Origin of the sequence: Bythopirellula polymerisocia, assembly GCF_007860015.1 — a bacterium.
In the GTDB taxonomy this organism is placed as follows: Bacteria; Planctomycetota; Planctomycetia; order Pirellulales; family Lacipirellulaceae; genus Bythopirellula; species Bythopirellula polymerisocia.
Genome location: NZ_SJPS01000003.1, coordinates 414,417 through 428,641, shown reverse-complemented (window position 1 = coordinate 428,641; position 14,225 = coordinate 414,417). Strand labels below are relative to the sequence as shown.

At 51.9% G+C, this 14,225-nt stretch carries 10 protein-coding genes; 3 read left to right on the top strand and 7 right to left on the bottom strand.

From position 1 onward, the window contains the following. The first annotated feature begins 41 nt into the window (after positions 1-41). The 3 genes from Pla144_RS11265 (at position 42) to Pla144_RS11255 (ending at position 5,194) form a co-directional block, all read left to right on the top strand. A complete protein-coding gene (locus Pla144_RS11265) occupies positions 42-2,513 on the top strand; it encodes a CBM96 family carbohydrate-binding protein (protein WP_197530582.1) in 2,472 nt (823 codons plus the stop codon). 33 nt (positions 2,514-2,546) lie between these two features. Further along, positions 2,547-4,733 carry a sialate O-acetylesterase gene (locus Pla144_RS11260; protein WP_146450770.1) on the top strand — a complete coding sequence of 729 codons (2,187 nt, stop codon included), beginning with the start codon at positions 2,547-2,549 and terminating at the stop codon, positions 4,731-4,733. A gap of 113 nt (positions 4,734-4,846) precedes the next feature. Continuing rightward, positions 4,847-5,194, top strand: a complete 348-nt coding sequence (locus Pla144_RS11255; RefSeq protein ID WP_146450769.1) for a family 43 glycosylhydrolase — start codon at positions 4,847-4,849, stop codon at positions 5,192-5,194. 89 nt (positions 5,195-5,283) lie between these two features. Here Pla144_RS11255 and Pla144_RS11250 read toward each other — a convergent pair whose 3' ends face one another. From Pla144_RS11250 to Pla144_RS11220, 7 genes are read right to left on the bottom strand one after another with little or no spacing between them, the layout of a single operon-like run. Then, the gene (locus Pla144_RS11250) at positions 5,284-6,168 is read right to left on the bottom strand and encodes an alpha/beta hydrolase (RefSeq protein WP_197530581.1); all 885 of its coding nucleotides are present in this window, start codon (positions 6,166-6,168) and stop codon (positions 5,284-5,286) included. A 50-nt stretch (positions 6,169-6,218) separates the two neighbouring features. Next, complete coding sequence (locus Pla144_RS11245) at positions 6,219-7,514, bottom strand: TRAP transporter large permease (protein WP_146450768.1); 1,296 nt, start codon at positions 7,512-7,514, stop codon at positions 6,219-6,221. Next, on the bottom strand, positions 7,511-8,059 hold the full coding sequence (locus Pla144_RS11240; RefSeq protein WP_146450767.1) for a TRAP transporter small permease: 549 nt from the start codon (positions 8,057-8,059) through the stop codon (positions 7,511-7,513). Before Pla144_RS11240 ends, Pla144_RS11245 begins: the two co-directional genes overlap by 4 nt. Then, complete coding sequence (locus tag Pla144_RS11235; RefSeq protein ID WP_197530580.1) at positions 8,056-9,075, bottom strand: TRAP transporter substrate-binding protein; 1,020 nt, start codon at positions 9,073-9,075, stop codon at positions 8,056-8,058. The genes Pla144_RS11240 and Pla144_RS11235 overlap by 4 nt, the downstream gene beginning before the upstream one ends. Before the next feature lie 17 nt (positions 9,076-9,092). Beyond that, positions 9,093-10,160, bottom strand: coding sequence for a mannonate dehydratase (locus Pla144_RS11230; RefSeq protein WP_146450765.1), 1,068 nt, complete (start codon positions 10,158-10,160; stop codon positions 9,093-9,095). Positions 10,161-10,193: 33 nt separating this feature from the next. Beyond that, positions 10,194-10,970 carry an SDR family NAD(P)-dependent oxidoreductase gene (locus tag Pla144_RS11225; protein ID WP_146450764.1) on the bottom strand — a complete coding sequence of 259 codons (777 nt, stop codon included), beginning with the start codon at positions 10,968-10,970 and terminating at the stop codon, positions 10,194-10,196. 49 nt (positions 10,971-11,019) lie between these two features. Continuing rightward, on the bottom strand, positions 11,020-13,761 hold the full coding sequence (locus Pla144_RS11220) for a glycoside hydrolase family 2 TIM barrel-domain containing protein (RefSeq protein WP_146450763.1): 2,742 nt from the start codon (positions 13,759-13,761) through the stop codon (positions 11,020-11,022). Positions 13,762-14,225: the final 464 nt, after the last annotated feature.

The following is a 14,225-nucleotide window of genomic DNA, read 5'->3' as shown; positions in this document are numbered from 1 at the left end:
GCGGCTGCCGAAACACAATACCAATGAACAACAGAGATACCATGTTAAATCCCACCATCAAAACATCGCACCGCTTTGCCGTTTCGCTCGGGTACTTGATGGTTTCTCTATTGATCACGCCAGCAACTGCCGTGGATGTATCAATATCCAATCAGGTCGTCGGCAAGACCCCTGGGCTGATTGGCTATAACTCGGGACATTTCATGCCGGGCAGCAACACGGCTGCCTGGTGGAAATACTCAGGCGTCAATGCTGCTCGGGTTTGGGCCACGCCTGGGGATGTGGAAAATGGGGACGATAATGGGATCGAAGGTGACGGCGTCTTTTCGTCTCAGTCGTTCCTGGAACGTCGCATCGCATTGAGGGCAGATCCGCTCAACCCCAACTTCATCAATTGGGCGCATTTCGAGAACGGCTATCAGAGCACGCTAAGCGGCAACAATAAGATTCAACTCGACTACGCCTTCAGCGAGTTGCGCGGAATGGGAGTGACTCCCTTGGTCGTGATTCATCGCACCGACAACGCCGACCCTTGGGCATCCTCCGGAACCCAAGCGGGCTGGGGCGATCGTTGGGAATACTGGCAGCACTACTATGCCCAAGCGTTTTATCTGGCGAAGAACTATGACATCGAACGCTTTCAGATGTTCAACGAGCCAACACACAGTTCGCAAGATATTTCACAGCCTGATTATCTGGAGCGATTGCAGTTTGCCTCGGACGCCGTGCAATCTGCTGTGGCGGATGTCAACTCACTCTACGGCAAGTCACTGGTCCCTCAAATGCAGGGCCCTGTCTCCGCCGGGGGAACGACACTTTTCTCGGCCAATCCCGGTGGCGATCCGCGTGACGACACGACCGGATGGGGGCAGCTTATCCTGCAGAATCAGCATACCGATGTTCTCGGGGATGTCGATCCTAACTCGAATTTGATTCAGACTTATGCTTATCAGCAATACAATGCTGCTCCAACTACATTTGGCAACGAAGTCAACACATTTCAAAACTTGCTCAACACGACACCCGGTGGCGAGGGTCTTAAGCTCGCACTCACTGAATTCAATGTTCACACTGCAGGGGTATTCGACACCTTGCCCGAGACGCTTGACTCGCCGTCAAAAGTGGCACGCTGGGGCTCAATTCTTTCAAACTTGGCGAATAGCGAGCCGGACGAATTGTATGTCTTTAAGTTCAGTCAAACGACGAAGGGAGGCGGCGGCATTGCGAAAAATGGCGTTCATTTTGTCGATAACGATTCGGCACCTTACAATATCGGCGGCTCGACGAATGGCGCTGAGATAGTACGTCTGTTTACGAAGGCCTTTGCCGGCGCACAAGACCTACTTGCCGTGCCAAACGCATCTGGGACGGGTGCGAGCGACTTGTCATTGGCTGCCGCACACAATCCTACCAAGGGTGTTTACTCAGTATTTTCAAGCAACAGTTCCACTTCGTCTCGCCCACTCAATTTAGACCTCAATGCTTTGGGAATTCCTACGGGTGCTCGTATTATGATTGAAGAAGTCAGCTCAGCAAGCCACGGCGAAGTGCATGCCGTGATCGATCTGCCTGTGTCAGGACTGATTTCATTGACTCAACCCGCCGAGAGCGTATTTCTCATCACAGCATCGGTTGCTGCACCAACGTACTCAGTAACGTTAGGGGCAACCGATGATGCGATGGTGAAGTCGGGAGCGAACTCTTCAGTGAATTATGGGGCAAGTCCTAACCTTTATGCGAAAAACGATGCAACGAACGCCAATGCTCGTAACGTGAGTTTCATCAAGTTCGACGCAGGAGATATCGATCCAGAGGGAGTCGACCAGGCAATCTTGCGCGTGCTTGGAGAAAATGCTGGTTCCGCATCAGAGGTCATCACCCACGTCTATGGAATCGCGGATGACAACTGGGATGAAAGCACGATTAACTGGAATAATGCACCGAATTTGGCGGATGGACTTGGTACGATGGACGACATTTCGCAGAATTTCATTGAGGACATTGGTGGGAGTGCGTCGATAGTCGGACACCTGACTGGCACAGCCGGTGAACAGGAGATTCTATTGGATGTTACCAACTTTGTCCGCGACCATCCCGACTCGGCCATTACTTTTCTTATTGCGCGAGAAGTACGATTCGATGGCGAAGATGTGGACGACGCACTCACTTCGCTCAAGCTCGCTTCCAAAGAACGTACCGGCGACCCAGGTCCCCAGTTAATGCTTTCCCTCAACGAACTTGCCTTGGTCACGGACTTCAATGGCGACGGGACCATTGACGGTGTTGATTTACTCGACTGGCAAAAAGGATTTGGAATGACCTCTGGTGCCACCCGTGCAGATGGAGATGCCGATAAGGATGGCGACGTCGATGGACGTGATTTTCTTCTTTGGCAGCGATCCCAAGGAAAGAGCATTAATCCGCCTACCATGTTGCGAGCCGTGCCAGAACCCGCCAGCATCCTTCTCACGCTTTCGCTCTTAATGGCCTCGGTATTGCGACGTTCTCATTAGAATCAGTAGCGACTAAAAGTACGGGAAGCTTGAATGAAGTCCATGTCTGAATTCCCTGTGCTACTCTTGCTCTCAGTGTTTGTGACGACGGCCACCGCCGACGTGTGCATGCATGGGCTATTCAACGATAACATGGTTCTTCAGCAAGGCACAACCATACCTGTCTGGGGCCGTGCCGATCCTGGTGAAAAAGTAACTGTCCAATTTGCCGGTCAGACAAAAATGACCGTTGCCGACGAGAAAGGTGATTGGTTGTTACGACTTGGTCCGCTCGCAACCACCAAGGACGATCAATCGCTTGAGATGACGATTGCTGGTACGAACACAATCACGATTAAGAACATTCTGGTCGGTGAAGTCTGGCTCTGTAGCGGGCAATCCAACATGGGGCGCTGCGTCAATACAACCACCACTGGCCCGGCGGCTGCCATGCGCGCGACCAACCGATTGGTTCGCTTGTGCAAAGTCAATAGCCTGCTCCCCAATGAGACGAATAGCCCTCGTCGCGAAGTTGAGTCAGCGGGCTGGCTGGTGGCCGATCCTGAGAACACATTGAACTTTTCTGCAGCAGCTTACTATTTTGGGCGGGAGTTGCAGAACGATTTGGGGGTTCCTGTCGGCGTTATTGACTCCTCCGTTGGTGGCTCGGCGATACGCGAGTGGGTTCCTCGGGACGAGATCAAGTCAAATTCCGCTTTTCGCGCTGACTTGGACCGTGTGAAGAATTCACAAGACGATGCTAGGCTTGGCACCCTCTTCAACCGTAAGCTCGCACCGCTGATTCCTTTCGCCATCAAAGGGGTCCTGTGGTACCAAGGCGAGTCTGACGCTAGCAGATATCTCACGTATCAAGCGCAGCTTGAGGCGCTAATTTCCAGTTGGCGCCGCAACTGGGGCAAGGGAGACTTACCGTTTCTCGTCGTGGAGCTCCCCCCCTTCGTTGAGAGAACCGGCCTCTATTACCCTAATCTATGGGATGCTCAGCAAAAGATACTTCGAGTGCCGAATACAGGCCTCATCAATGGGTTGGGCGTCGGGTCATTCTTTGACATTCACCCCCCCAACAAAGAACCGCTAGGTCCGCGCAGCTCACGGGTCGCACAGCAGGTCGCCTACAAGCGGGAAGGGATCGCACAGGAGCCAACGTATAGATCGCAGCGGATTGAAGGTGATAAGATCGTGCTTACATTCGAAAACGTCGGGGGTGGACTCGTCGCGCGCAGCGGCAAGGAACTGGTCGGTTTCACGATGGCAGGTAAAGAAGGCAATTTCGTACCTGCCATCGCCGAAGTCGTCGGGAGTAATGTCGTCGTATCGAGTCCCAAAGTTCGCAAACCAGTTACCGTCCGCTACGAAGGATCGGTCAATGGAAACATCTTCGAGGTATTCTTTGAAGACTTGGTGCGCGACGAGACTAGACTGACCCTGGACCCCGACAGAATTGGCGGAACCGTGGCCGACGATGCTGTCTTCCATGTCGCCAATGTTTGGGGGCACTACTTTGAGCCGAAGTCCGTAGAGATCACAGAAGTTGCTGTCGTCATCATTCCTGATCTAAGGAATCGAGAAGCCAATCATCCCACGACACTCTGTTATTCGCGCAAGGTCGACGGCAAGATAGTGACAACCACCTTTACAGCGATGGAGGTCAGCGAGGGCAATTGCATCATCCCGCATGACCGTTTGCCTGGCGACCGCCTCACCACAATCAGCAGTGATGGCCGATTGGCAGGCTTCGCCATCGCTGGCGAGGATAAAGAGTTTGTCGATGCCGATGCGCGAATCATAGGCGACACAGTGGTCGTCTGCAGTCCTGAGATCGAGCATCCCGTCGGTGTGCGATACGGTTGGTACAGCCTTTTCAATCGCATGGACGTGGAGGATGGTAAGTGCGTCATCAGGGATTGTAACCGGGTTCGCGTCGATGGTTTCGCGGATGCCGTGAAGCGAGGCGATCTCCAAGGGTTCACTGTCGCCGGTGCCGATGGAAAATTCTACGCCGCACAGGCCAAACCGCAGGACTTTGTAGATAGCGAGGCAGATGGCGGCAAGACGAGGCATGGCCTTATCATTTTGAGCAAGAGGGTCGCCGATCCGACTACAATGCGATGGAATGGGAAACGCAACCCTTTCAAAGTATGGGCTTTGCCTCCTATTTCACTTTACAATCAGGAAAACCTTCCCTCCGGAGGTTTTCGTACCGACGACTTTGCCCAATAGAGACGACTCCCATGCTGGCACGTAGGCTTCAATTCACAGCTCTGATCTTGTACTCTCTTTTGCCCACCGGAGCCCTTGCTCAACAGGTCGACGAATAGCTAAAGCAACAAGGGATGTCAGGCAATCCCGTGTTCGAGGGGTGGTACGCCGACCCGGAAGGTGCCGTCTTTGGTGACGAGTATTGGATCTACCGGACGTATTCAGACGACTACGGTGAGCCGGATCGCTCAGCGGAATTCTCGGAAAAACAATTAGCACTGCAGCAGAACACGATCAATCCAAAGTACCTGAAACAGACATTTTCCAATGCGTTCTCGTCGCAAGATCTGGTTAACTGGACCAAGCATTCCCATGTGTTGGACATCAAGAACGTCAAGTGGGCGGCTTATTCCGTTTGGGCCCCAGCCATCGTCCAGGCAAACGACCGATACTATTTATTTTTCGAAGCGAACGATATCTGATGCAGTCCACGTAGCCGAGTAGCCTATCGGCTCGAAAGTGCTGCGTGAAGTTTTTTTTCTCGGTGAGAAATCTAGGAATTACCTGTGCCTCACTTGAGATGCTTATCGAAGAAGCCGATCACGAGCGGACGCAAGTCACGCTGCTTGGGTTGTAGATCAAAAGAGTGTACGGCACCTGGAATCACGACCAGCTTGTGTTCCACCCCAGCCTGCCTCAATACGGTTGCCAACAACTTAGATTGGTCCAGATTCACCGTGGTATCTTTCGTGCCGTGGAGAATCAGGGTCGGAGGCGATTCGGCTCGGACATAAGTAACCGGCGAGGCGGCGCGATACAGTTCCGGTGCCTCCTTAAAAGATTTACCTAGCATATGAACATCGTGGTAAGTCGGCACATTGGAAATACCGTAAAGATCGACGCAGCACCGCACTTGACAGGAGAACTCCCCATACGGCTCCTGGGGATCCAGACCATCCTCCGGCATCGTAAATGCAACCATAGCTGCAAGGTGTCCCCCTGCCGAGCCACCGATAACGCCTATTCGCTTAGGATCGATCTGAAGTCGCTCAGCGTTCATTCGCAACCAGCGGACTGCCGTTTTACAGTCGTGGAGATTCTGCGGCCAAGTCGCTCGTGTCTTGGAGGCCAGAGTGTAGTCAATGCTCATTCCGACGTAGCCATGGATCGCGAGATTCGTGCCAATGTTGATCTCGCGTTTCGCATCGCGTTTACCGCCATTCCAACCACCGCCATGAATGATGACCACCGCCGGGCGTAGCTCACCAGGCTTTGAGTTCGCTGGCAAATAGAGATCGGCCATTTCCTTGCGTCCCGGCGAGAGAAACTCAACTCCTTTCTCGATTCGGACCTCTGCAAAACATTTCGCCACGGGCAGAATCATTAACAGCATCGCCGTGAGAAGGAGGGGCGTTGAAGGAACGCTGATTGCGATCGGTTTGCAACAGATTAACATGTGATTTCCCCAAGATCGTCTATTATTCATTGGACTTTGAACATTGCTCATTAAACTAACCCCATCATCCGCGGAAGTATGAGCGACAGACTCGGCCAATAGGTGATAACGGCTAGAGCCACAATCATGGCAGCATAAAACGGAAGCATACTTCGCGTCACCTTAGATATCGGGACATTGCCCACACTGCAGCCGAGAAACAAACAGGTTCCGACGGGTGGCGTACAGAGCCCAATACAAAGGTTGGCGATCATGATGATGCCGAAATGGACAGGACTAACGCCAAGCTCCATGACGGCGGGGAGAAAGATTGGGGTGGCAATCAGGACCGCGGGAGTCATGTCCAGCACAATTCCTACTCCTAACAAGAGTATGTTGATCAGTAGTAACAACGTCAGGCGATTGTCGGTCAGTTGCAAAAGGGCTTCGCTTACTGCTTGAGGAATCTGGGAAGCAACCAGGAACCAGCTCATCGCCTGGCTGGCCCCGATTAGCAGCAACACGACTGCGGTTGTCTTCCCCGAATCAACCAAAACGGTGTGCAACTCTTTGTGTTTTAGCTCCCGATAAACGATGCACGCCAAAAAATATGCGTAGGCAACTGCCATGGCAGAGGCCTCGGTCGCAGAAAAAAAACCACCCAGGATGCCGCCTAGTACGATCACGATCAACATGAGGCTGGGAATTGCCGAGAGGGCCGCTTTCACCAAGCTAACCTGATTGGCTATCACGATTTGGTCTTTCGCATGGCGACCGCAGAAAATTGCTGCAACCAACATGAGCGACAATCCGAATGCAATCCCCGGCAAGACGCCAGCAACAAAGAGTGCTGCAATCGACACATTCTGCGCCACGACAGCATAGACGATCATGATGTTGCTGGGAGGAATGATGAGTCCCGTCGTCGCCGCACAAGTCGTGAGGGCAACACTGAACTCTTTGCGATAGCCCGCTTTCTCCATCTCTGGAATCATGAAGCCGCCAATCGAAGAGATGGCCGCTGCCGAGGACCCTGAGATCGAACCGAACAACATGCAAGTCAGAGTGTTCACATAGGCTAATCCTCCCGGCAGCGAGCCGACCAAGGCGTTGGCCAACTGCACCAGCCTAGAAGCCACTCCACCGCGCCCCATGATATTTCCCGCCAAGATGAATAGCGGAATTGCGAGCAGAGGAAAGCTGTCGATACCTCCTATCATCCGTTGCGCTACAATGTAAGTAGTAGGTGCATCGCCCGCAGAATGGATCGCAAGTGCTGAGGCAATGCCAATCGCAAACGCGATCGGAACATTGAGCAACAACAAGAGAAAAAAAGCCAATAGCAAGATTCCTGCAGGAAGGGTCACGCTTCACCTTTCTGCGGCGTAGAGAGGGAACAGGTTTCACCCTCGGAACTCAACGGAGGTGCAGGCTCCACGAGTCGTGACCAGCAATCATCCAGGCTGTAATACAAAATAATCAATCCACTCAGTGGCATCGCCAGGTAAACGTAGCCTTTGAGCCATCCCAGTGCTGGTAAAAACTGCTTCGTTAAGAGAGTTTCATAGGCATTGAACCATCCTCCGGAGACCATGACGGTTGCGGCAAAGATCGCCACAAGGATATCTGCCAGAATTGCATTTACTCTCTGGGTATCTGGATGCAGCTGTGCAAACAGGACATCCAGGCCAAGATGGCGGTTTTCGCTATAAGCCAGTGCGGCACCCAGGAGTGCGACCCAGATCATCAAGGTAGTCGCCAGTTCATCGGTCCAGGGACTTTGGCTCCCCAGGAGATATCGCGACACAATGCCCCACAATACATCCAATACGAGTGCCGTGAAGCAGAGTACAACCACCCATTCTAGGAGGAAATTCAAGGCGGATCGAAGGTGCTGCCGGAGATCACTCATGGAACTTCTTGAATCCGTCTGACAATATCTCCTATTGGGCCCTCAGAAAGTAGTTCTTGCATGGGTAATGCGAGCTTCACAAAAGGATCCCTTTCAGGGTGATTTACGTGTGCTCCTGCTCTTTCAACCGCTTCAAGTGCCTTCGCAGACTCCTCTTGCCACAGTCGACGTTCTAATTGGCTCGACAGGTTGGCGGCCTCCTGAAGTATCTTCTGATGGCGTAGTGAAAGCGAATCCCAACTTGAGCTACCGATGAGAAGCACATCAGGGATACGTGTATGCTCACTAAGAGAAAGCTCTTTGCACACTTCAAAGTGCCGACTTGAGTAATAGCTCGGTAGATTGTTCTCTGCCCCGTCCACTACGCCTTGTTGCAGCGCCGTGTAGAGTTCTCCCCAGGCGATCGGGGTTGGGGCACCCCCTAAGGCTTGGATCATGTCCATGGAGGTACGACTCTGCATCACGCGAATCTTCAAGTTTCTCAGATCGTTGGGAACGAGGATAGGTCGATTGACCGTGTAGAAATTGCGACTTCCCGCGTCGTAGTAGCATAACCCCCTAATGCCAGTTGGCTCGCCAGCAAGCAGCAATTCGCGCCCGACGTCGCCATCGAGCGCGTGCCAAAAATGCACCTCGTCCCGGAATAAGTAGGGGATTCCGAAAACGGCCATGTCCGGAACGAAGTTTTCTAATGTAGCCGCGGAAATCTTCACCATCTCTAGTGCCCCTTGCAGCATCTGTTCCACGCACTCGGATTCATTTCCCAATTGACCGTTGGGATAGATTTGAATCTCAAGACTTCCGTTGGTTCGCTTGTGAACCGCATCCGCCATTTCTTGCATGGCCTTATGCACAGGATGCTGTACATCCAAGCTGTGAGCCAGTCGTAGTACGACGTGTTCACCGTTTGCATGGCTTGTGGTTTCACGCTGGTTTTGCAGATGTGATGCATAGGCCGTCATCACAAGCAGACTGCTGAGAATTCCCAAAATCAAGTTCGATGTGAATTTACTCAAGTCAGGCCTCTCTATTGTCATTCGGTCTCTTCGAGGGTCTGAATTGCTGCACGGATATAGCCCAAGGCATGAGCCATTCCAGCATGCCAAGGGGCTGCACAGTCCATCTGAGGCGTATGGTCTGGGATGATGACGCCCTGGTAATTGTTCTTCTTGAGAATCTTGAGAACCTTGAGCATGTCGAGATCCCCCTCATCAACAAAGACTTCTTTGTAGTGAGGAACCTTGCCGCGTACGTTGCGGAAGTGGATGTAAGCGATCTTTCCGAGCGAGCTAAAGTGGTCGACTGCTTCGTATACATTGCCTTCAGTCATTTCTTGCAATGAACCAAGACAGAATTCCAAGGCATTCGCGCTGCTGGGCACCAATTCGAGCAGCCGATCATAGTACCGCGATTGATGCACCAACCGTGCCGTGTGACGCAATGTCGGCATGGGAGGATCGTCAGGATGGGCTGCGAGGCGGACACCGCTATCTTCCGCCACGGGGACTAGCTCGTTCAAGAAGTGACTTAAACGGTCCCACAGTTGCTTTTCAGTAACCGTTCCTATGTTTCCAGTCTGTGCATCTGGATCGTAGGTCATGTTCCAGACCTGGCCATGAGGAATCGGGGGCTGCTGATCTTCCGGAAGTGCTTCGAACTCAACGGCGATTGCACCGCCGCGGGCACATGGCACCTCTCGGTGAGCCCATACTCCGGCAAGGCTAAAGTTATACCCCACTACAGGAATACCCACCTTGCCCATGCGACGAATAATTGTCTTTAGACCCTCTAGTTGCTGCTCCCGTTGCGGCCCGTCCAAGAGGACATCGTGCCAATGCGACGGGTCAAAATTCTCGATAGCCTCCAATTCGAGCCCTTCAGCATTGATGGCTCGCTTGAGGTCGGATAATTCTTCCTCAGACCAGAGGCGACCCTGATTTTGTGTGACTCCCCAGGTCCGAGTATTATCCGTTCCATGCAGCTTTCCCTCTGGGAAATAGTCAACCAAGTGGGCGACAATATGCGTGCAACCGGCTTGCTTCGCAAAACGAAAGTTTTGCGTAGTCAGCATTCGTCGGTAAAGCCCAAGGCCGAGTTTCATGAGTTAATTAATTCCGTCATAACGAATGGCATATCAAAATCCAATGCTCGCTCCACCATCGACGGGGAGCACCACGCCATTAACGAAGCTGGCTGCCTCGGAACAAAGAAAGGTCACTACGCTAGCAATTTCTTCGGGCTTGCCCAGGCGGTTAAGAGGTGTGCGCTGCAATACACGTTCTCGCCGGGCTGGATCCTGGTCGAACGCTTTCTTTGACATCTCCGTTTCGATCCAACCAGGGGCAATCGCGTTCACGCGGACTCCATGAACAGAACACTCCGATGCCAACGCCCTGACAAGCCCAATCTGGGCAGTCTTGGCTGCTGAGTAGGCCACGACCTGCGGGATGCCAAAAATTGCAGCCATCGAGGAGACGAAAACAATCGACCCCTGCTTTAACTTTGCCATGCGTCGAGCAGCACTGCGTGACAGCGCAAACGCGCCATTCACGTGGGTCTGGATGACGGCATCAAACTCCTCATCCGAGGTTTCTAGTGCTGGCTTTTTCAGATGTATCCCAGCGTTATTAATGAGAATTGTGGGGGTTCCAACTTTATCACTAATACGCTCAATTAGTTGGTCCGAGCCAGCCGTCTGCTTCACGTCGTAAACTTCACACGTCGCCTGGGATCCGATGGAGCGAGCGGCCTCTTGCAGTACACCCTCTCGACGGCCTAGGAGAACAACTCGTGCCCCTGCTTGACTCAAGCCGAGTGAAATCGCAAGTCCAATGCCTGTCCCGCCACCCGTGACTATTGCGATTTGATCTTCCAGCCATTGTTGTGAGCGATTCTGCGACTCCTGGCCCATGTTCACCCCTTCTAAGACTACCCTGACATGTCCCTATTCTGAACAACAGCTAGCGATCGGTCTCGCTTCGTGTTACGCCAGCGGACTTGATTGTAGGTGTTTCCCTCACAACCGAAATACCACTCAAGACTGGTTCTCCAGCTACTGGGACAAAATCCACAATGAGCCCCTTGCCCTCAGAAACTTCGACAACATGCTCCGTTACCAAAGCGGTTTGCTTATCTGCCTGCATAGCCAAGTCAAGATTCTCGACGACCGGTTCATTATTCACTTTGATATCGAATACCCTCGTTGCCGGGTCAGAATTCTCGTAGTCGTTCATCTTCAGCGTCACACGGTAACGACCATCCGGCAAGTCAAAGCGATACTGATTGATACCCACCAGAAAGGATTGGTAGAGTGGATCCTCATCCGTATTAAACACATCAACGCTCTTTCGTGACCCCTCGGCACTCAGTTCTCGGGGCTTGCCTGCGACGTGCCCCCAACCACCCGATTGATAGGATTGGTCCGGTATCCAAATGTGGTCCTTGTGATCTCGAAACTCGACGTGCGAGCCGACGTTCACATAGAGTGCATCAAATGGATCCCCTTCCTTTGCAAGGTTTGTGGGCATGCCCCTAGATTCGATTTCCATCTCATCACTGACAATCTTCTCATCGAATTTCGCTTGAGCTGCGATCTGATTGACTCCCTCCTGCAATGGCACTTTCCATGTTGCTGCGCAAACGTCATCGGGCTGTCTGCTACCCACACTCGTCCCATTCACAACAAGCTCAACAGAATCAGCGTTGCTGTAAACCTTAATTGCGTGCTCGAAAGGCGGCTCTGCGGAGTCGTTTGATTTAGGCGACGGATACGCAATTCGAATGGGCCAATCTCGGCTGGCGATGTGCAGGACCGGCTCGTCACTAAAGTTGGCCTGAAATAGATAATAGGTATCCTTAGGCGTACGATCAAAGTACATGAGGCCCTTCTGATTAATCCCCGGAATCGTGTCTTGATTGTAGGGGTTCCCGAAGTCGAACTGGTTCCACCAGGCCGCTCCCGATAGATATGGACGTTCCTTAATTTGACGCAGATGGCCTTCGGCAAACGCTTGTTGATAGCTGTTGGTGAAGTCCATCCGCTGAGGATCGATAGAGTTGAGCCGACGATCGCTGCCAGCACCATATTCACTAATGAATAGTGGTCGTTCGGGACCTGCCTGATGTTGCCGATCCAGTTCACGTCCAAATGATGACAATCCTCCCCCATACCAGCCGAAATATCGGTTGAACGCCACGAGCTGAGGAATATCCAGCATGCTGAGTTTGTCATATTGGCGACTGTCATGGAACGCCATTGTGGAGACTCTGCCTGGATCAAGTTGGCGAATCCGGGCATCCAGGTCGTGGGCTAGTTTGGAAACTTTGGCTGAATACGCTTCGCTTGGCTCCGAGCGGGTCCCATCCCCATTGCGAAGAAATATCTCGTTCATGGATCCCCACACAATGATCGAAGGATGGTTGAAATGCTGCTTAATCATCTCTTCGAGCATATGCAGGGAATTTTGGCGGAAGGCATCAGACTCAGAAATTCGTGTCAGCACGGGTATCTCTTCCCACAACAGAAGCCCTAACTTATCCGCAGAGTCGAGCACGGCTGGTGCTTGAGGATAATGGCCAAGTCGCAGGAAATTTGCCCCCATCTGTTTGATGAGCTCCAGGTCTTCACGATGTTGCTCGTCAGTCAACGCGTTGCCAAACCCTTCACGATCTTGATGGCGATTCGTTCCCTTCAGGTACAGGTGTTCCCCATTGAGAATGAAACCTTGCTCCGGATCGAAATGGAACCACCGAATCCCGAAATCATTGGTCACCAAATCCCGAACGATTCCCTCCACCAGGACTTCCGTTTTGACTCGATAGAGAACCGCATTGTCTGGCGACCAGAGTTGTGGCGTTTCTTGTAAGCCAACTGTCGTTTCAAATTCCGAGCGACCCGTTTCAGGGATCGTCAACTCGGTGCGCGCTGATCCGACTTCCCGTCCCTCAGGCGAGAGGATAGTGTTGATTACCGTACAGTCGTGAGAAGAGGCATCTTGATTTTCGACCAATCCCCGAATGCGAACACAGGCTTCCTTACGTGTGACAAGAAGCGTGTCGATAAAGACTCCTGGAGAAGCAAAATCATTCACAGCGATATGCACAGGGTCCACTCTGAGCAGATGCACATTACGATAGATTCCCCCGTAGATGGTAAAGTTGATTTTCGCAATCGGCGGAACATCAGGATCCCAGCTATTATCTACGCGCACTGCAATGAGATTGCTGGCGCCAGGAGTAGGATTCAGCAGGCTCGTAATATCACATACAAATGCCGTGTACCCTCCCACATGATGAGTAGCAAGTTGTCCATTGACATACACTTCAGCTCGCTGGTTCACTCCCTCGAAGCGCAGATAAAGGTGTTCGTCACCTAGGTTTTCGGGGGTAACAAGATTCCTGCGATACCATGATGCATTTCTACGATAACCGGGATCTTCGTCGAATGAATCTTCTGTGTTCCATGTATGAGGCAATCTTAGAGGCAACCATTGTGAGTCATCTAAGTTCGGGTCTTGGCCTTCAATCGTACCGTCAAGCTCGAACCGCCAATCGGAGTTTAAGAGCGTCGTCTGCCGAGTTGGGTTGGAGATGTCGTCGGCACCGGTTTGCTCCGCCACCAAGGAATGTTGAGAAACCAAACCAACTAGTAGGAGCACGACGGTCAAGTATCTGCTAAACGATTGTGGCAGCCTAGTGAACATGATCCGCTTTCTGAATCTAATGAATTAAATCTAGGGAGCCATTCTTAGTTGTAAGAGACTAGGCCTCAACAAAGGCAACTAATTCAACGCCTCAAACTTGGCACCTCTACATTAAGAAATTTCAATCGATGTAACTATCCAGCAGCAAATAGCCAAGCGTCTAAGCACAAAACATCGGTTGTAATCAATCTTCTGGAGCATAGCAGTGGCTATACCGCTATACATAAGGGTGCAGACAGAGCATAATCCGACAGTTTTCTTGGTATTTTCCTAGAAATACCGATGGCAACTCCGAGGAAAGACTGCAGTGGACTTAATCTCCGGGTAGCTTGCCATTCTGTAGCGTTCAGGTGAAACTCATTTTAATGCATTCAACTAATGTTTTCGGATGAGAAAGTTATTTCCTGCTCCCTCAACTGCAGTAGTACTGCTAATTTGTTAAAAAGCCTTTTTCTAATCGCAAT